Raw genomic sequence first — 18,926 nt, 5'->3', positions numbered from 1 at the left:
ACCAGGGATCAGTTGAAGACGAATCGGCCCACCTCGCGGGCACCATAGTCATTGAGCCAATAGAAGGTCACGGCCTTGGCATGGACGGTGCCAGCGAGCCTTTCCACCGGGAAATCCAGGCTGCCGCCAGGGGCGACCATGCCACCACTGAGATTGCTGTAGGCCTTGGCATCGGCCGTCTGCAACTCCAGATTGCTGATGCTGACGTGATAGCGGCTCGGGTTGCTGGCACGCAGCGCATATCCCTGCCCCTGCCTAACCAGGCGCCAGCTCAGCTGATGAGCGGATCGTTCCACATCGCCAGCCAACCCCTCAGGCCGGTAAAACAACTTGATGCGAGAGCGAAAGGCGAGCTGAACCTGATTCTGGCCCGCCTGGCTGGCCTTGGTGCTGGGCGGTACTTCCAAGACGTTCAACCAGAAGACGGACTCGCGATCCTGAGGCAGGCCCTGCCCCAAATAAGCGAGACGCAGCGATTGTCCGCGCTGTGCCTCGATCCGGGTGATGGGGGGAGTGATCAAAAAAGGAAGTGTTTCAACGCCCGGCTGAATGCGACGATCACCGGCATCCAGCCACACCTGCACCAGGGAGGGGGTCGTCCCCTTGTTGATAAGCTCCAGCGTGACCTCCCTGGCGCTGGCCGGGTAGATGACCCGGGTGCCGGAGATCTGGACATAACTCCAGGCTTGCCAGGGAAGCAACAGTGCCACCCACCAGAGCAGACGACCCAGCATCATCCCCTTGCCACTACCAAGCCGGCTCATGGGACGATTCTCAGTGATAATCCAGTGAATAGATGAGATCCGCCGAGACCAGACCCGCACCGACGGCCCCGGTGGCGACATACTGGGCGCTGTAGTAGAGGGTGGCCGTCCCTGTGCCACTGAAATTGACCAGAGAGTTGTTGGTGTTGGTGCGAAGATCGATGACAGAACTGTTGGCCGAGAGGATCTGCACCTCCACGTTCTGGGCCGGGTTCTTGCCACCCGCGGCCACGGCCTTGTTGGTCAGGTTACCCGTAGCCTGGGCCACCCCGACATTCTCGAAGTAGGCCCGCACCGACCCCGTGACTGGGCAGCCGGTGAGCGCAAGATTGAACCCTGTCGCCCCCGCGGTCTGACCTATGCTGGTCAACGCATTGGTGCTGACGGTGGGCAGGGTCACTGTGGCGGAGGCGTTACCGCCATTGACGGCGATGGCACAGGTACCGGCGGTCACTTCCCCATTGATGGTAATGGTGCCATTGAAGGCGGCTACGGGGACAGACACCAGTGTGCCCATCGCGAGTGCGAGCATAAAGAGAGCGTTCGTCTTCATCACAACCTCCATCTACCTGGATGTCGCTGGCGACTGCCGTGTTCCCTGCCAGTGCAATTTCCCTTGTCACCATGGGTGTCATTCAACAACCAAATCATAGTGATATATTAGTAAATAGCACAAGAGCGCTGAGCTTGCTCGCCCCTGGACAACATCTTTATTTGACCCCCTTGTCCAGCGCGGCGGACAGCCCAGCGGGAATGTGGCATCATTTTCCCCCTCAGAAATCATCCGCCTTTTTTCATGGAGCCCTCATGCGCCGCCTGTTCTTCTTCATTCTTCTGCTCGGCAGTACCCAGCTCCATGCCGAACCCGGCTTCATCAGTCGCCTGCTCAATCACCCCGTGCCCGGTGGTGTGGCCGTGGTGCCGCTGGGGGATGGTGCGCAAGCGCCCAGCGCCCGTTATCAGGACAAACCCGTGCTGGTGGTGCGTGAAGAGGGACGTCATTGGATAGCCATCGTCGGCATCCCCCTCAAGAGCACCGCCGGCCCCCATCAGCTGGTGGTGAACGATGGCCGCAAGCTCGACTTTCAGGTCGGCAACAAGCACTACCGCGAGCAGCACATCAAGTTGAAGAACACACGCCAGGTCAATCCGCTGGCCGAAGACATGGTGCGCATCAACCGGGAGTTGGCCGAACAAAACAAGGCCTATCAGGTCTTCAGCCCTGGTCAGCCCAGCAATCTGATGTTCGACAAGCCGGTCAACGGCCCCCTCTCCAGCCCGTTTGGCCTGCGCCGCTTCTTCAATGGCGAGGAGCGCAACCCTCACTCTGGCCTCGACTTCGCGGTCGGCGCCGGCACTCCCATCAAGGCGCCGGCGGCGGGCAAGGTGATCCTGATAGGCAACTACTTCTTCAACGGCAATACGGTGTTCGTCGACCACGGCCAGGGGCTCATCAGCATGTTCTGCCACATGTCCAAGGTGGACGTGAAGCTGGGCCAGAGCCTGCCACGGGGCGGCATCGTCGGCCGGGTCGGCGCCACCGGCCGCGCCACCGGTCCCCACATGCACTGGAACGTCAGCCTGAACGACACCCGCGTCGATCCCGCCATCTTCATCGGGGCCTTCAAGCCTTGAGCGAAAGAGAGAATGAAAAGAGGCAGCCTGGGCTGCCTCTTTTTTTAGCGTTCAATGCATCACTTAGTTGCCGCCTCAACCCAAGGCACCGTGCAGGCCCGCCTCCTTGCGCATGGCCCGCCACATCACCAATACCAGTACGGTGCTGCAGGTGGGCAGCGCCAGCCAGACGCCGGAGACCCCCCACAGGGAGGAGAAGCCCCACAGGAAGCCGCCGATCAACACCAGCTTGCCGCCGGTGAGCAGGGAGGCGATGCGGGCCCGGTTGATGGCCTGGAAGTAGGTGGCTCCCACCAGCAGCAGCCCCTCCATCGGCAGGCCCCAGAAGTAGAGCCAGATGCCGAGGGTCGCCACCGGCAGCAGGGCTGCGTTGTCCCCTGCAAATAGATAAACCACTGCCTCCGGCCACAGATATAGAGGGATCATGCCACACAAGGCCACTACCATGGTCACTCCCAGTGCCAGATTGCGAATTCTCAGCACCCGCTGCCAGTTGCCGGCGCCGGCATTGAAGCTGGCGATGGGCTGGATGCCCATGGCGATCCCCTCGAAGATGAGATAGAAGAAGGCCTCGCTGTAGCTGATGACCCCGTAGGCGGCCACGTGCAGCGAACTGCCCACCGCCAGCAGCGCCTTGTTGTGCAGCGCCAGCACCACAGAGAGGTAGAGGTACATCAAAAAGCTCGACACCCCGAGTCGCAGGGTTTCCCCCATCAACCGCCAGTCCGGCACCAGCGTGTCCCAGCGAATGCGCAGCTGGCTGCGGGGGGTGAAGAAGTGCCACAGGCACAGGCCCCCGGTCACCGCCTGGGAGAGCATGGTAGCGATGGCCGCCCCCGCCAGTCCCCAGGGGATCACCGCCATCAGCAGGTAGTCGAGCAGCACGTTGAGCACGCCGCCGCCCACCAAAATCCAGGTGGTGAGGCCGGGGCGACCATCGTTGCGCAGCAGGGCGGTGAAGGCCATGGAGAGCACGGCGAAGACCCCGAGCCAGGCGTACCACTGCAGGTAGGCAAAGCCAGCGTCGAAGATAACCCCTTCGGCCCCCATCCAGGCCAGCATGGCCGCGCCATAGCGGATGCCGATGAAGGCGAGCACGGCGGACGCTATCAACACCATCACCAACGCATTGCCGACGATATGGCGCGCCCTGGCCTGCTCCCCCTTGCCCAGATAGAAGGACGCGAGCGACGAGGAGCCCATGCCGATCAGCGCCCCCACCGCGTAGAGCACGGCGCAGATGGGATAAGCCAGCATCATGCCTGCCAACCCATCCTGGCCCAGGATATGGCCGACGAAGATGCCATCTATGGTCACATAGACCCCGGTGACCAGCATGGCGGCGACCGTCGGGGTGACATAGCGCAGGAAGAGGCGGGAAAGGGGCGCCGTGCCCAGATCGAGGGTGGACATAAGATGCTCTGCAGCAGGGGAAATGAGCGGGATAATAGCCAAACAAGGCCCTGTTAGCCCGTTATTTATGTTGCGAATCATTAATCTGGAAAACTTTACCCGCCCCGGCCCCTGCTTTAGGCTAGGGCCAACTCTCATGAACGGAAACGTGCGCCATGTTGCAACGCCTGCTCTGTCTGATGCTCTGTCTCAGCCTGCTCCCCTTTTTCGCCCAGGCCGACGACGCCATCACCCAGGTCGAGGAGCTGCTGCAGAGCGTGCCCAAGACGGACACCCCGGAGAACCAGCAACTGCGGGAAAGCTACCAGCAGGCGCTGCAATATGCCCGGGATGCCCAGCGTTACCGGGAGCAGAGCAAGGCCTATCAGCAGATCCTCATCGACTACCCCAAGGAATCGGCCCGCCTCAAGGAGGGGCTGCACAACTACCAGCCCCAGTCACGCCCGTCGCTCTCCTCCCTCAAGGAAGAGGCGCTGCATCAAGCCATTAGCCTCAGCAGCAACCGCCAGCTCAACCTGCGCAAGGAGCGCCAGGCGGTGACCGATGCCCTCAACCAACTGGAGACCACGGGCCAGGAGTATCACCTGAGGGTCGATGAGCTGCGCAAACAGCTGCAGCAGACCCGGACCCAGCTCGATCGCCTGAGTTTCAGCAATGAATCGGATCGCCTGCAGGAGGCCCAGCAGCTGGCGGCCCGCCTCAAGGAGCAGAGCCTGTCGGATCGGATCCAGATGCTGGAGCTGGAGCAGCTCTCCGCCCAGCAGCGCAACGATCTCGGCAAGCTGAAGCTGCAGGAACTCAACCTCGCCATCACGGATGAGGACGAGTGGCAGGCCAGCCTGCTCACCCAGCAAAACCAGTTGCGGCGGGAGAAGACGGAGCAGGCATTGGCCGAGAGCGAGCGGCTGCGCAGGCAGCTCACCTCGGACCTGCCCCTGCTGCAGGAGCAGCAGCAACAGAACCAGGGGCTCTCCATCCAGCTCGGCGCCCTGGAGGATCAGATTGAACGGGTGCAGGACGAGCAGCGCGGGGTCGACAAGTCCCTGTCCGGTTTGAACGATCTGGTCAACTCGGTGCGCGAGCAGTTGGAGTGGCTGCAGATAAGTAACGCCTACGGCGAGAACCTGCGCAGCAAGCTCGCCGATCTGCCCGCCTACTATCCGCTGGACAAGCTGGAATCCGCCATCGTCAAGGCGCGCATGGCGAAATACCAGTACGAGACGGAGCAGGATACCCTCAAGGATCCGGTGCAGGTGCGCAACGCCTTGCTCGGCAGCGACGGCGTCACCCTGGACAGGGCCCAGCGCGCCGTGCTCGATAACCTGCTCAAGGCCAGGCGACAGCTGCTGACCCGGCTCAACGACGCCTCCGATACCCTGATCCAGGAGCAGACCCGCCTCAAGCTCATCTATAGCCGCCAGAACAGCAAGATCGACGAGATCCGCGAGATAAGCGCGAGCCACCTGTTCTGGATGCCGGATGTGCGCCCCCTGAGCCCGGTCGTGCTGCTCGGGGTGCCCGCCGCGCTGGGCCTGGCCCTCAACCCCGGCAACTGGCTGCAACTGCCCCACGCCATCGCCGAAAACAGCCCCATGAGCCTGACCCTGGCCGGCCTCGGCCTGCTGGTGCTGGCCTGGTGCTGGGTGAAACTCGCCCGCCACCTGACCCAATACAGCCAGTACATAGCCCCGCGCATCGGCAAAGTGACCCAGGACAAGTTCAGCCTCACCAGCCGGTTGCTGGTGCGCTCCCTGCTCGCGGCCCTGCCCCTGCCCGCCATGGTGCTGATGATCCACGGCCTGCTGGACGGCGCCTGGCAATATCCGTTCGCGGTGGCGGTCGCCCGTGGCCTCGGCGAGATCTGGTTCCTGCTGCTGGCCCTGCTGGTGGCCCGTCATCTCACATTGGACAAGGGGATCCTGATCCTGCATTTCCGTTGGCAGAAGGAGCGGGTGCAGCGGATTTGGGGCCAGTTTCGCACCCTGCTGCTGGTGCTGATCCCCTGCTTCTTCGTGCAGGGCATGGCCAGCAGCTATCAGGAGCACGCCTTCTACGACTCCCTCGGTCGGCTGGCCTTCATCGTCGGCGCCCTCTGGCTGCTGCTGTTCTTCGCCCGTCTCAACCGGGAGAAGCTGCCGCTCACCTGGGGTCAGGCCGACATGAGCAAGCCGCACCTGCTGCACCACTTCATCTGGAACAGCCTGATGCTGGCCCCTTTGCTGGCGGTGCTCGGCTCCCTGTTTGGCTACTTCTATACCTCACGCACCCTGCTGCGCCAGCTTGAGCTGAGCCTGCTGATGGGGCTCGGCTGCCTGCTCATCTATTATCTCGCCCACCGCTGGATGCTGATCCAGCGCCGCCGCCTCGCCTTCGATCGCGCCAAGCACAAGCGGGCGGAGATCCTGGCCCAGCGAGAGCGGGACGAGGATGACTTGAGCTCCGAGATCCCCGATGTGATCGACGAGCCCGGACTGGATCTGGACACCATCAGCGCTCAGTCCCTCGGGCTGGTGCGCACCCTGCTGATGCTGGGCTTCACCATGCTGGTGGTGGTGCAATGGTCCGATCTCAACTCGGCGTTCAGCTTCCTCAGCAGCATCGAGGTGTGGCAGGTGAGCAGCAAGGTCGCGGGCATAGAGCAGCTCTCCGCCATCACCTTGCAGGATCTGATGCTGACCGCCTTCGTCTTCATCCTGACAGTGGTCACCGCCCGCAGCCTGCCTGGTCTGATGGAGCTCACCCTGCTCCAGCACCTGAGCCTCTCCCCGGGTACCGGCTTCGCCCTGACCACGGTCAGCAAGTATCTGGTGCTGCTGATCGGCGCCCTCACCGGTTTCTCCATGCTCGGCATCGACTGGTCCAAGACCCAGTGGCTGGTGGCTGCGCTCTCGGTGGGGCTGGGCTTCGGCTTGCAGGAGATCTTCGCGAACTTCGTCTCCGGCCTCATCATCTTGTTCGAGAAACCGATCCGGCTCGGCGATACCGTCACCATCAGGGACCTGACCGGCACCGTCACCAAGATCAAGACCCGCGCCACCACGATAGTCGACTGGGACAGGAAGGAGATCATAGTTCCCAACAAGGCCTTCATCACGGAGCAGTTCATCAACTGGTCTCTGTCTGACGCCATCACCCGGGTCAAGCTGCGCATCCGCATCGGCCTGACCCAGGAACCCAAACGGGTGCAGCAACTGCTGGAGCAGTGTGTGCGCGAATCCACCCTGGTGCTGGATACCCCGACCCCAGAGGTGTTCCTGATCGAGTTCACCGACTCGGCCCTCATCTACGAGATCCGGCTGTATGTGAACAACATGGACCACCGCATGCCGATCACCCACGAGGTGCATTCATTGATCCTGGAGAAACTGCATCAATTAGGCATGCATCTGCCGCACCAGCAGATCGATATCAGAATGAGTCGGGGGTGATCGTGCCACACAGGGATCACCGCATGTCCCCATGCACCCACGAGGTCCATTCGCAGATCCTGGAGAAACTGCATCAGCTGGGCATACATCTGCCGCACCAGCAGATTGATATCAGAATGAGTCGGGGCTAACGGGCTCCCTCCCAGCCTCCCACTACGACAAAAGGAACCATACCATGCAGATCATTGCCCACAGGGGCGCCAGCGGACTGGCGCCGGAGAACACCCTCAGGGCGATGGCGCTGGCCATCGAACTCGGCGCCAGCGCCATCGAGCTCGATGTGCAGTGGGCCGACGGCGAGTTGTGGGTATTTCACGACCGGCGGCTGGAGCGCTGTACCAATGGCCGCGGCGTGCTCACCGATCAATCCCGCGCTTATATAGAAAGCCTGGACGCGGGTCAGGGGGAGCAGATCCCGACCCTGTGGCAGGTGATGACCCTGATTGCGGGGCGCTGCGAGCTGCATATCGAGCTCAAGGGGCCCCATACCGCCGAGCCGGTGGCGGCCCTGACCCGCCGCGCCGAGGCAGAGCTTGGCTTTCGCCTGGCCCAGTGGGTTGTCTCCTCCTTCCACCATCCAGAGCTCGCGCGCTTCGCCGCCCTGCGGCCCGAGCTGCGCCTCGGCGCCCTGACCGCCAACCTGCCATTGCAACATGCCCAGTTCGCCGAGCAGCTGGGGGCCTGGTCCCTCAATTGCGATGTGGATTTCGTGGATGCCGAACTGGTGGCGGATGCCCACCGCCGAGGGTTAAAGGTATTGATCTATACGGTCGATGAGATGAGTGACAGAGACACACTCGCAGCCATGGGTGTCGATGGCATCTTTACCAACCGGCCAGATCGATTCAAGTGAGTATTGGCGCGGCCTGGCGGGCCATGGGGAGGTGAAAAAAACTGAAAATAAGTGCGCATCGGGATATATAAAGTGCCATTTCAGCCGATACATAATTGGCTCATAACAATAACAGACACCACACAGATCTCAGATTGACGCTCACAAGGATGTACACATGAATCTATCCATCAAGAACAAGCTGGTCCTCGCCATCGGGGCCATCATTCTGGTCATCACAGGCCTGCAGGTCTGGTACAACACCTCCCAGCTGCGCAGTGAAACCCAGCGCCTGATCTGGAGCTTCATCGACGACAGTTCGGCCGCCAACGTCAAGGGGATCTCCCGCTGGCTCGACGCCCGCATCAGCATGGTGACCTCCACCAAGGAAGCCTTCGCCAAGGAAGACGAACCCATCAGTCACCTGGCCCAGTCCATGAACGCAGGCAACTTCGATCTGGTCTACGTAGGCACCAAGGATGGGCGGATGATCCAGGGCAAGCCGACCGACTTGCCCGCCGGCTATGATCCGCGCCAGCGCCCCTGGTACAAGGATGCCATGGCGGCCGGCAAGCTTGCCATCACTCCCCCCTACGCCGACGCGGCCTCGGGCAACCTCATCATCACCATCGCCGAGCCCTTCACCCGCGGCAACACCGAAGGGGTGATCGCCGGTGACGTCTCCATCGACGGCCTGGTGCGCGACGTGCTGGCCATGAACTCCGAGGGTACCTACGCCATCCTGGTGGACAGCAACGGCACCATCATCGCCCACCCGGACAAGGGGCTGACCCTCAAGCAGGCCACTGCCCTCTCCCCCGAGCTGACCGCCGCCAAGGTCAACGAGCTGGCTCATGACCACACCATCTCCGAGATGGAGATCAGCGGCAAGGCGAGCGTGTTCGATCTCACCGAGATCCCCAACACCAACTGGTACTTCGGCATAGTCGTGGACGAGGCGGTGGCCTATCAGTCCGTCTCCCGCATGGTTACCTCGGCCCTGCTGCAGGGGCTGCTGACCATCCTCATCGTCGCAGGCTTCTCCTATGTGGCCATCAACGGCTCCCTGGCACCGCTGAAAACCCTAGGGGACGCCATTGCGGATCTCTCCCGTGGCAACGGCGATCTGACCCGCCGCATCAAGATCGAGCGTGAAGACGAGGTCGGCACAGTCGCCAAGCACGTCAACACCTTCATCGAGCGCATCCACGTGATGGTGCAGGACATCTCCAACTCCTCAGGGCAGCTGAACCAGCAGGCCAAGTCGTCTCACGACATGGCGGAGAAATCCAACCAGGGGCTGGCCCGCCAGCAGAACGAGATCTCCCAGATAGCGACCGCGGTGCACGAGATGTCTGCCACCGCGGTGGAGGTGGCCAGCAACGCCGAGCAGACCGCCGAGGCGGCCCGCAGCAGCTCCAGCAGTTGTGAACACGGCAAGCAGGTGATCGCCCGCAACCAGCGCTCCATCACGGATCTCGCCACCCAGGTCAAGCAGGCCTCCGGCATCATCCAGGAGCTGGAGAAGAACGCACAGGAGATCAACACCATACTCTCCACCATCCAGGGCATCGCCGAGCAGACCAACCTGCTGGCACTGAATGCCGCCATCGAGGCGGCCCGGGCCGGTGAACAGGGCCGCGGCTTCGCCGTGGTGGCGGACGAGGTGCGGGTGCTGTCCCAGCGCACCCACAGCTCCACCGTCGAGATCCGCAGCATGATAGAGACCCTGCAGCGCAATACCCAGGGCGCCGTCAGCACCATGCACGAGGGCCAGCTACTGGCGCAGAACAGCGTGGAAGACGCTAACGATGCCACCCAGGCCCTGGTGCAGATCACCACCTCCATCAACCAGATCTCCGACATGGCGACCCAGATCTCCAGCGCCGCCGAGGAGCAGCGGGCGGTGACCGACGAGGTCAGCCGCAACATACAGGCGGTCAAGGATGTCTCGGACGAGCTGGCGGTGGACGCCGACAGCTCCCGCAATCTGTCGGCTCAGCTTAAAAATATTTCAGGTGAGCTGAACAACCAGGTGGGCATGTTCCGCATCTGATGCCATCCAGAGTCAAAGGGGCCGTTCAGGCCCCTTTTTTATATAAAATGTTTCTGTTTCAGTGGTTATAATTACCTCTCGGCCCCCGCCACCCTGTGATCAGCTTCTCCATTTGGCTAACATGCTGACGCATACGTATCCCATCAAAGTTATATTCGCATTACTTTTTTGAAGCCTTTTCGCCACATAGTTTTTGCGAATAATTATTATTAAATATTTTTGATAAAAAACTTAAAAACTTTAGGGGTAATACCTAAAAAGAGAGGCATTTCTCATTTTTTTGAAAGAAAAATACGTACAATCTTGGGGTTAAAATAATCCGAGTAACGATTACGGCTGATCCAGATCACTGATGGATGGCGATAATGACGGCATTTTTATCCAAGGAATGGGGTGGTTGCAGTAAAAACCACCATTGCCAAGCACTAAAACAAACCAGTTTGACTTGCATCAAGCCTGAATTTTTTTCATAGAGCAAAATCGTGCCCAGCAAATCTATCCCTAAGGAGGCAGATGTGGATATTATCAAGACCGATGTCGCCATCATCGGTGCTGGTGGTGGTGGCCTGCGTGCCGCTATCGCCATAGCAGAGGCCCACCCTGAGCTGGAAATCGCCCTGATTTCCAAGGTTTACCCGATGCGCAGCCACACAGTGGCCGCAGAAGGTGGCGCCGCCGGCGTCGTCCGTGATGATGACTCCCTCGAAAACCACTTCAACGACACCGTATCCGGTGGCGACTGGTTGTGTGAGCAGGACGTGGTCGATTACTTCGTCAACAACGCCACCAACGAGATGATCCAGCTGGAGCACTGGGGTTGCCCCTGGAGCCGCAAGCCGGACGGCAAGGCGAACGTGCGCCGCTTCGGCGGGATGAAGATCCCCCGCACCTGGTTTGCCGCCGACAAATCCGGTTTCCACATCCTGCACACCCTGTTCCAGACCTCCATCAAGTACCCGAGCATCAAGCGCTTTGACGAGCACTTCTGCATGGACTTGATCGTGGAAGATGGCCGCGTGCAAGGTGTCCTGACCTTCGACATCCAGAACGGCGTCACCCGCTTCATCCAGGCCAAATCCGTCATTCTGGCCACCGGCGGCGCCGGTCGCGTGTACCGCTACAACACCAACGGCGGCATAGTCACAGGTGACGGCATGGCGCTGGCCTACCGCCACGGCGTGCCCCTGCGGGACATGGAATTCGTGCAATATCACCCGACCGGCCTGCCGGGCACCGGCATCCTGATGACCGAAGGTTGTCGTGGTGAGGGTGGCATCCTGGTCAACAAGGATGGCTACCGCTACCTGCAAGACTATGGTCTGGGCCCGGAAACCCCGGTCGGCCAGCCGAAGAACAAGCACATGGAGCTGGGTCCGCGCGATCGTCTCTCCCAGGCATTCTGGCAAGAGCAGCAGAAAGGCCGCGTGATCCAGGGCCCCATGGGGGATGTGGTTCACCTCGACCTGCGTCACCTCGGCGAGAAGTACCTCAAAGAGCGTCTGCCCTTCATCTGCGAACTGGCCAAGGCCTACGTGGGTGTGGATCCGGTCAAGGAACCTATCCCGGTCCGTCCGACCGCCCACTACACCATGGGTGGCATCGAGACCAACGGCCAGTGCGCCACCCGCATGCCGGGTCTGTATGCCCTGGGCGAGTGTGCCTCTGTCGGTCTGCACGGCGCCAACCGTCTGGGCTCCAACTCCCTGTCCGAAATCGTGGTATTCGGCAAGGTGGCCGGTGAACATGCCGGTGAATTTGCCAAGACCCAGACTCACGGCAACACGCAAGCTCTGGCTGCCAAGGCCGAGGCGCTGATCAAGCAGCACCTCTCCCTGCTCGACATCGACGGCACCGAGAACCCGGCCGATATCCGTAACGAACTGGGTCTGTCCATGGAAGCCGGGGTCGGTATCTACCGTACCGAAGAGCTGATGCAGGGCACCATCGACAAGATCAACGAGCTGAAGGCCCGTTACAAGAAGGTCAAGATCAACGACAAATCCTCCGTCTTCAACACGGATCTGCTGTACGCCATCGAACTGGGCTACATGCTGGACGTGGCCGAGGCCATGGCGCACTCCGCCATCAACCGCAAAGAGTCTCGTGGTTCCCACCAGCGTCTTGACGGTTACGAAGAGCGGGATGACGTGAACTACCTCAAGCACACCCTCTCCTTCTACAACCAGGAAGGCGTCCCGACCATCGATTACTCCGATGTGAAGATCACTAAATCCCAACCGGCAAAACGTGTGTACGGTTCCGAGGGTGAGAAACAAGACGAGGCTAAGAAGAATGGCTGAGATGATCGAAATTGAGATCCTGCGCTACCGCCCGGAGCAGGACAACGAGCCCTGGATGCAGACCTTCCAGGTGCCTTACCTGAAAGAGATGTCCCTGCTGGACGCCCTGCAGTACATCAAGGATCAGCTGGACTCCACCCTGAGCTTCCGCTGGTCCTGCCGGATGGCGATCTGCGGCTCCTGCGGCATGATGGTCAACGGCATTCCGAAGCTCGGTTGCAAGACCTTCCTGCGGGACTACCTGCCGGGCAAGATGACCATAGAGCCGCTCAACAACTTCCCGATCGAGCGCGATCTGGTGGTCGACATGTCCGACTTCATCGAGAAGCTGGAGAGCATCAAGCCCTACATCATCCCGGCCGAGACCCGCAATCTGTGCGATGGCGAGTACATCCAGACCCCGGCTGACATGGCGAAGTATCACCAGTTCTCCATGTGCATCAACTGTGGCCTGTGCTACGCCGCCTGCCCGCAGTACGGCATCAACAAGAAGTTCACCGGTCCCGCAGCCCTGGCACTGGCCTATCGCTACAACGTGGACAACCGTGACAGCGCGTCCAAGGAGCGGATGAAGATCATCAGCCAGGACGAGGGCGTCTGGGGCTGTACCTTCGTGGGTTACTGCTCTGATGTCTGTCCCAAGGGTGTGGATCCGGCCGCCGCCATCCAGCTTGGCAAGGTCGAGAGCGCCAAGGACTACATGATCGCCATGTTCAAGCCGGATTGAGGAGTGAGACCATGAACAACACAGAGAGCAAACGTAAGCCTTACGTGCGCGAAATGAAGAAAGACTGGTGGCTGAAGAACGCCTTCTACACCGGTTACATGATCCGCGAAGGCACCAGTATCTTCGTCTCCATCTACGCCGTGGTGCTGATGTGGGGTCTGATGCGACTGGTACAGGGTCAGGAAGCGTTCAACGGCTGGCTGGAATCCCTGCAAAGCCCCATCGCCATCCTGTTCCATGTCATCGCGCTGGCAGCCTGCCTGTTCCACGCCAAGACCTGGTTCGCCCTGGCCCCCAAGGCCATGCGTATCTTCCGTGGTGAAGACCTGGTGCCGGAGAAGCCGATCGTCATCGTCCAGTACGTGGCACTGGCGGTGGTATCCCTGCTTGTTCTGATCATCGTGGCCTGAGGAGAAAATCATGAGACGTTCTGACGAACCGATTTACTGGGGACTCTTTGGTGCAGGTGGCATGGTGGTCGCCATGCTGCTGCCGGTGCTGGTCCTCATCACAGGTCTGCTGGTGCCCATGGGCATCATGGACGTGGAGACCATGAGCTACGAGCGCGTGCTCGCCTTCGCCAGCTCCTGGTGGGGTGCCTGCATCCTGCTGGTGGTCATCGCCCTGCCCATCTGGCACGGCATGCACCGGATCTACCACGGTCTGCACGATCTTGGGATCCACACCACCAAGCTGCACCACTATGTGTTCTATGGCTTTGCCTTCCTGGTGTCCGCCATCACGGTCGGTCTGCTGATGGTGCTGGTGTTCCAGTAATCCCATCGTCTGCATCGAAAACCGGGCCCAGTGCCCGGTTTTTTTATGACCATCATTTGGCACATAACGCCGACATCTCGCCCTGCACGCCATCCGATCCCATATGACGAATTAATATTCCAATAAATAGCTGACCAGCATCACAAAATACTGACAACAGTATCATTTTCAGCACCCTATCTTGACCCCCATCAAGTTCGCAGCACCTCGCCCCACCATAATCAGCAACGATTAAATATTTTCTCATATGGAGCTATATCATGACTGACAAGAATCGCTCGGTGACCCTGGGCAGTTACCTGGCACTGGCCTTCGCCATTGTCTTCTTCTCTGGGCTGCTGCAGTCCAATCAGTGGTACGGGGTATTCGACTTCACCACCTTGAACGGATCGTTTGGCACCATGGTGCAGAGCGTCAGCGACAGTGGTGACGGCATCAAGACCGCCATGACCGACATGCGGGGCAAGGGGGGCAACGGCGCCCGGGACGGCTTCCTGTTCGCCCTGACCCTGATCCCCACCGTCATGTTCGCCCTCGGCATGATCAACGTGCTGGAGCACTACGGCGCCCTCGATGCGGCCCGCAAGCTGCTGACCCCCTTGCTGCGCCCGCTGATGGGGGTGCCGGGCAATACCGGTCTCGCCCTCATCGCCTCCCTGCAGAGCACGGACGCCGGCGCCGCCATGACCCGTCAGCTCAAGGATGAGGGGCTCATCACCCAGCGCGAAACCGATGTCTTCACCATGTTCCAGTTCTCCGCCGGCGCCACCATAGTCAACTTCTTCTCCTCCGGCGCCGTGCTCTTCACCCTGGCCCTGGCGGACGGCACCCCGGCGGTCAGCGCCTCCATCGGCCTCGCGGTGATCGTGATGTTTGCCTTCAAATTCGTCGGCGCCAACCTGTTTCGCCTCTATCTCAACCTGACCCAGGGCAAGTCAGACGAGAGCACCACCACTACATCCGTCCAGGAGCAAGCCAAATGAGCCAGGCCAACGTCAAGAAACCCATAGTCACCGACATCTTCGTGGAAGGGGCCAAGAAGGGCTGGGTCATCGCCACCACCTCCACGGTACCCAACGTGCTGATGGCCTTCGTCATCATCAAGGCGCTGCAGATCACCGGCGCCCTCGGTGCCATGGGCACGATTTTTGCCCCCATCATGGCCGTCTTCGGCCTGCCCGGTGAGGCCGCCGCCGTGTTGATCGGCGCCTGGATGTCCATGGGCGGCGCGGTCGGCGTGGTCATCACACTGTTCGATCAGGGCATACTGGACGGTACCCACATCGCCATCCTGGCCCCCGCCATCTACCTGATGGGCTCCCAGGTGCAGTACGTGGGCCGCATCCTCGGCTGCATCGGCACCGAGGGGCGCTACATCCCCATCATGATCGCCATCTCGGTACTCAACGCCTTCGGCGCCATGCTGGTGATGAACCTCATCCTCTGACCCGACTCACCCAATGGCGCCGCGGCGCCTGGAGTAATAGATGACTTTTTCGCTCAATGATTATCTGGCCGAGCTGGTTCCCCTCATCAACCTGGATTGCGGCTCATTGCACAAGCCCGGCATAGCCCAAGTCGCCGAGCTGATGGCGGCCAAGTACCAGGCCATGGGTGGCTGGCACATCAAGCAAGTCGACTGCGGCGTCGCGGGGCCGGGTCTCGAGATCCGCAACCAGCCGGATGCCGCGCATATCGACGTGATGCTCATCGGCCACATGGATACCGTCTTCCCCCTCGGTACCGCCGCCGTCCGCCCCATGACCACAGATGGCGAGCGGGCCTATGGCCCCGGCGTCTCCGACATGAAGTCCGGCCTGCTCAACATCGTCTATGCCCTGCGCACCCTGCCCCCTGCGGTGCGGGATCGCCTCAGCCTCTGTGTCTGCATGAATCCGGACGAGGAGATAGGATCCCTTCACTCCAGCGACTGGCTGGCGGGGGTGGCCCGCGAGGCTCGCCACGTGCTGGTAGCCGAGGCAGCCCGCGCCGATGGCTCCCTGGTCAAGGCCCGCAAGGGGATGGCCCGTTATCGCATCGACTTTAGCGGCAAAGCTGCCCACGCCGGCAACGAGCCCGAGAAGGGGCGCAGCGCCATCTCTGAGCTGGGACACTGGATCCTGGCCATCAACGCCCTCACCGACGTCAAGAGCGGCACCACCCTCAACGTCGGCCTGGTGCAGGGGGGCAATGGCGCCAACATAGTGCCGGCCGAGGCCAGCGCCGTGGTGGATGTCCGCTTCTGGGACAATCAGGCCTATCAGCGGATCGACGATCAGTTGCAGACCCTGAGCACTCGCCCCCACCTCGAGGGGGTCGGCATCCGCCTCACCCGGGAGGCCCACAAGCCCGCCATGGTGCCGTCAGAAGGAACCAAAGCCTTGATGCGTTTGGTAGAGGAGTGTGGCGATGAGCTGGACTTGCCCATTCGCTGGCAAGCGGTCGGCGGCGGCTCGGACGCCAACCTGACCGCTTCTCTCGGCATCCCCACCCTGGATGGCCTTGGCCCCATAGGCGCCGGTTTCCACAGCGAGGAGGAGTATCTGGATCTCGCCAGCATAGAGCCCCGCATCGCCCTGCTGCAACGGCTGCTGACCCGGTTGGCAGACTGACCCCAGCCCTTGCTAAAAAGCCAGCCGGTTCACACCGGCTGGCTTTTGTCCTTGATGGGGCTGGCGTGACGCCTATGCCTGCCACAGGGCCAGCAGGGGCGCCGGGATGGCGCCAAAGCGCAGACTCGGGGTCTGGTGCCAGTCGGCGAGCTTCTGGATGGCCTTGAAGAGATCCTGGGCCAGGGCCCGACTCACCTTCATCCCGTCCTCCAGATAGAGGCTCTTGACCTCGAACACCCCCTCCTTTCGGTGGGCCTTGGCATCGAGGCGGCCCACCAGCTTGCCACGGCGCAGCAGAGGCAGCACGAAGTAGCCGTACTGGCGCTTGGGGGCCGGGGTGTAGCACTCGATGCGATAGTCGAACCCGAACAGCTCACTGGCCCGCTTGCGATCCCACACCAGGGGATCAAACGGCGACAGCACGGCGCTGTGAGTCGCCTTGAGGGTCCCTTCCTGCGCCTGTGCCAGCGCCTCTGCTTGGGAGGCGTGCACGAAGGCACCGTGCTTCCACCCTTCCACCCGCACCGGCAGCAGCTCCCCCTCGTCTGCCAGTTGATGGAGCAGTTCATCGTACTTGCCCCGGCGCAGTCGGTAGTAGTCCGCCACCCAGCCGGTCTTGACCAAGCCGAGCGCCCGGCAGCTGGCGCGCACCATGTCCCTTTGCACTCGCTCCGGGCTCGGCAAGTCCCGGCCGTCGTCCCAGTCCGGGCGCACCCGCTCGGCGAGATCGTAGATGCGCTGGAAGTTGTGGCGCTCGCTCACCATCAGCTGGCCGGCGGTGAACAGCACCTCCAAATGGCGCTTCTCGGGCTTCCAATCCCACCAGCCGTTGCCCTTGCCCGTCTTGCGCTCGAAGTCGCTGGCCCGCACAGGCCCCTCCTGACGCACCAGCGCCAGCAGCTGCGCGATCTCGTCTTTGTGGGTCTCGAGCCACTGGGCGGAGAACTTCCAGCCCATGGCGGCGGGATCCAGCATGCGGTGGCGCAGCAGCCGGTAGTCCTCACGGGGCACGAAGCAGGCCTCGTGGGCCCAGTATTCGAAGATCTCCCCCTGCGCCAGCAGGCTGTCCAGCCAGCCAGGTTCGTACTGGCCGAGACGGCTGAACAGCACCAGATAGGGGCTGCGGGCCACCACCTGTATGGTGTCTATCTGCAGCAGCGCCATCTGGCGGATGCAGGCCAGCACGTCGGCGGGGACCGCCTTGCGTCTGGGGGGCGTCAGCAGCCCCTGAGCCGCGAGTTGCAGGTGGCGGGCGTCTTGCAGTGAGAGATGGGGAATGGACATGGGAATACCGCTCCTTGGTAGCAGGTCATCAGCATGCCCAACTCGGCGACAAATGGAAACGGCCATCTCAGAACCTGTTCACGATCTGTGACGAGAGGTCGTCAGCAAGGTAAAGAGCAGCGCAGGAACCAGAGTGTATATGAATACATGAGCCACCTGGTTCCACATAAGCGAGCAGCACATGAACCTTGATCACGACCTCGCAGTAAGAGCATGGGCAGGTTCTCAGGGTTTGGTGAAGATCACCACATCCTGATGGGGGAATTTGACCCCGGCCCGCCAGCGGGCTGCCAGAGTGCGGAACGAGGCCTCGGCGAAGAAGGTGATATGGGTTGGGTCGTGGCGGTAGCGCCAGGTGATAAAGCGCTCGTCCCCCAGCACCCGCTGGGTCTGCAGCACCAGCAGGCCACCGGGTTTCAGGCAGTCCCAGAGCCGGTTCAGGACCCCCTTGGGATCGGCAATGTGCTCGATCACCTCTGTGCTGGTGATGAAATCATACTTTCTCGTCAACAACTCAGGCTCGTCGGCATAGAACTTGTCATAACCCGCCATCTGATAACCCGCCTCACACCCCATGGCGATGAGGGCTGGTCCTGGGCCGCAGCCAAAGTCCAGGCCGCTAGCCGGCGGCGGCAGCCGGGACAGTACCTCCCCGAAGGCGCGCATCAGGAAGCGACGGTAGCCGGGATCGTCCACCCGGTTGTCGTGATCGTCATAGACCGCCTTCTCCGCCGCCGGGGCCAGGTGGCAGGCAGGATCCAGCCAGACCAGCTCGCAGCCGAGGCAGCGATGGTAATCCTTGCCGGCAACGGGGAGCGGGTAGCTCTGGGTATGGTCGCAGAGCGGGCAGGAGGGAGAGGACGGCATCTGGGGTTCTCGCTATGGGGGATCTCGACCCCGGCAGGGTGCCTGCCCGGACCAGACCTGACAAGTCATTTTACCCGTTTGGCCTCCCTTCCCGCGCAGAGGATGGCTCCATTATCAAGCTCTTAAGTGTTCCTTAAGCCTTCCCCCCTATCCTTGCCGGTAACAGGCGCCGACATCGGCTCTCTTAAGACTCCCGGGCAGCCCCTTATCTCGGCTTGTGCCTTCATCGAT

General features: G+C 61.4%; 16 protein-coding genes. 11 read left to right on the top strand and 5 right to left on the bottom strand.

All coding sequences use genetic code 11. The features are described from left to right. Positions 1 to 8: 8 nt before the first annotated feature. The gene (locus CUC44_RS18285; RefSeq protein ID WP_100861292.1) at positions 9 to 764 is read right to left on the bottom strand and encodes a fimbria/pilus periplasmic chaperone; all 756 of its coding nucleotides are present in this window, start codon (positions 762 to 764) and stop codon (positions 9 to 11) included. A 10-nt stretch (positions 765 to 774) separates the two neighbouring features. After that, positions 775 to 1,317 carry a fimbrial protein gene (locus CUC44_RS18280; RefSeq protein WP_157812803.1) on the bottom strand — a complete coding sequence of 181 codons (543 nt, stop codon included), beginning with the start codon at positions 1,315 to 1,317 and terminating at the stop codon, positions 775 to 777. A gap of 254 nt (positions 1,318 to 1,571) precedes the next feature. Between CUC44_RS18280 and CUC44_RS18275 the strand changes: the two genes are divergently transcribed. Then, entirely contained in the window at positions 1,572 to 2,399 is an 828-nt protein-coding gene (locus tag CUC44_RS18275) for a peptidoglycan DD-metalloendopeptidase family protein (RefSeq protein WP_100861291.1), read from the top strand. Positions 2,400 to 2,474: 75 nt separating this feature from the next. Here CUC44_RS18275 and CUC44_RS18270 read toward each other — a convergent pair whose 3' ends face one another. Next, positions 2,475 to 3,812: an MATE family efflux transporter gene (locus tag CUC44_RS18270; protein WP_167388947.1), complete on the bottom strand. Its 1,338-nt coding sequence runs from the start codon at positions 3,810 to 3,812 to the stop codon at positions 2,475 to 2,477. A 155-nt stretch (positions 3,813 to 3,967) separates the two neighbouring features. Here CUC44_RS18270 and mscM point away from each other — a divergent pair, with 155 nt between their 5' ends. The 10 genes from mscM (at position 3,968) to CUC44_RS18220 (ending at position 16,544) form a co-directional block, all read left to right on the top strand. Continuing rightward, on the top strand, positions 3,968 to 7,240 hold the full coding sequence (gene mscM, locus CUC44_RS18265; RefSeq protein ID WP_100861289.1) for a miniconductance mechanosensitive channel MscM: 3,273 nt from the start codon (positions 3,968 to 3,970) through the stop codon (positions 7,238 to 7,240). A gap of 175 nt (positions 7,241 to 7,415) precedes the next feature. Next, complete coding sequence (locus CUC44_RS18260) at positions 7,416 to 8,093, top strand: glycerophosphodiester phosphodiesterase (protein WP_100861288.1); 678 nt, start codon at positions 7,416 to 7,418, stop codon at positions 8,091 to 8,093. Between the two features lie 157 nt (positions 8,094 to 8,250). After that, a complete protein-coding gene (locus CUC44_RS18255; protein ID WP_100861287.1) occupies positions 8,251 to 10,128 on the top strand; it encodes a methyl-accepting chemotaxis protein in 1,878 nt (625 codons plus the stop codon). 515 nt (positions 10,129 to 10,643) lie between these two features. Next, positions 10,644 to 12,428 (top strand): fumarate reductase (quinol) flavoprotein subunit, encoded by a 1,785-nt coding sequence (frdA, locus tag CUC44_RS18250; protein WP_100861286.1) that lies wholly within the window; start codon positions 10,644 to 10,646, stop codon positions 12,426 to 12,428. Beyond that, the gene (locus CUC44_RS18245) at positions 12,421 to 13,155 is read left to right on the top strand and encodes a succinate dehydrogenase/fumarate reductase iron-sulfur subunit (RefSeq protein WP_100861285.1); all 735 of its coding nucleotides are present in this window, start codon (positions 12,421 to 12,423) and stop codon (positions 13,153 to 13,155) included. Before frdA ends, CUC44_RS18245 begins: the two co-directional genes overlap by 8 nt. An 11-nt stretch (positions 13,156 to 13,166) precedes the next feature. Beyond that, positions 13,167 to 13,565, top strand: a complete 399-nt coding sequence (locus tag CUC44_RS18240) for a fumarate reductase subunit C (protein WP_100861284.1) — start codon at positions 13,167 to 13,169, stop codon at positions 13,563 to 13,565. Positions 13,566 to 13,575: 10 nt separating this feature from the next. Then, entirely contained in the window at positions 13,576 to 13,932 is a 357-nt protein-coding gene (gene frdD, locus CUC44_RS18235; RefSeq protein ID WP_100861283.1) for a fumarate reductase subunit FrdD, read from the top strand. A gap of 260 nt (positions 13,933 to 14,192) precedes the next feature. Next, positions 14,193 to 14,915 carry a nucleoside recognition domain-containing protein gene (locus CUC44_RS18230; protein WP_100861282.1) on the top strand — a complete coding sequence of 241 codons (723 nt, stop codon included), beginning with the start codon at positions 14,193 to 14,195 and terminating at the stop codon, positions 14,913 to 14,915. After that, positions 14,912 to 15,379, top strand: coding sequence for a YjiG family protein (locus tag CUC44_RS18225; RefSeq protein WP_100861281.1), 468 nt, complete (start codon positions 14,912 to 14,914; stop codon positions 15,377 to 15,379). The genes CUC44_RS18230 and CUC44_RS18225 overlap by 4 nt, the downstream gene beginning before the upstream one ends. 40 nt (positions 15,380 to 15,419) lie before the next feature. Next, complete coding sequence (locus CUC44_RS18220) at positions 15,420 to 16,544, top strand: M20 family metallopeptidase (protein ID WP_100861280.1); 1,125 nt, start codon at positions 15,420 to 15,422, stop codon at positions 16,542 to 16,544. Between the two features lie 72 nt (positions 16,545 to 16,616). Here the strand turns inward: CUC44_RS18220 and CUC44_RS18215 are convergent, their stop codons facing one another. Continuing rightward, positions 16,617 to 17,828: a winged helix-turn-helix domain-containing protein gene (locus CUC44_RS18215; RefSeq protein WP_100861279.1), complete on the bottom strand. Its 1,212-nt coding sequence runs from the start codon at positions 17,826 to 17,828 to the stop codon at positions 16,617 to 16,619. A 225-nt stretch (positions 17,829 to 18,053) separates the two neighbouring features. Continuing rightward, positions 18,054 to 18,695, bottom strand: a complete 642-nt coding sequence (locus CUC44_RS18210; protein WP_100861278.1) for a class I SAM-dependent methyltransferase — start codon at positions 18,693 to 18,695, stop codon at positions 18,054 to 18,056. Positions 18,696 to 18,926 lie beyond the last annotated feature (231 nt).

The organism is Aeromonas lusitana (genome assembly GCF_002812985.1).
GTDB classification, from domain to species: domain Bacteria; phylum Pseudomonadota; class Gammaproteobacteria; order Enterobacterales; family Aeromonadaceae; genus Aeromonas; species Aeromonas lusitana.
Note: the sequence above shows the minus strand (reverse complement) of the source record. Positions and strands in the feature narration are given on the sequence as shown.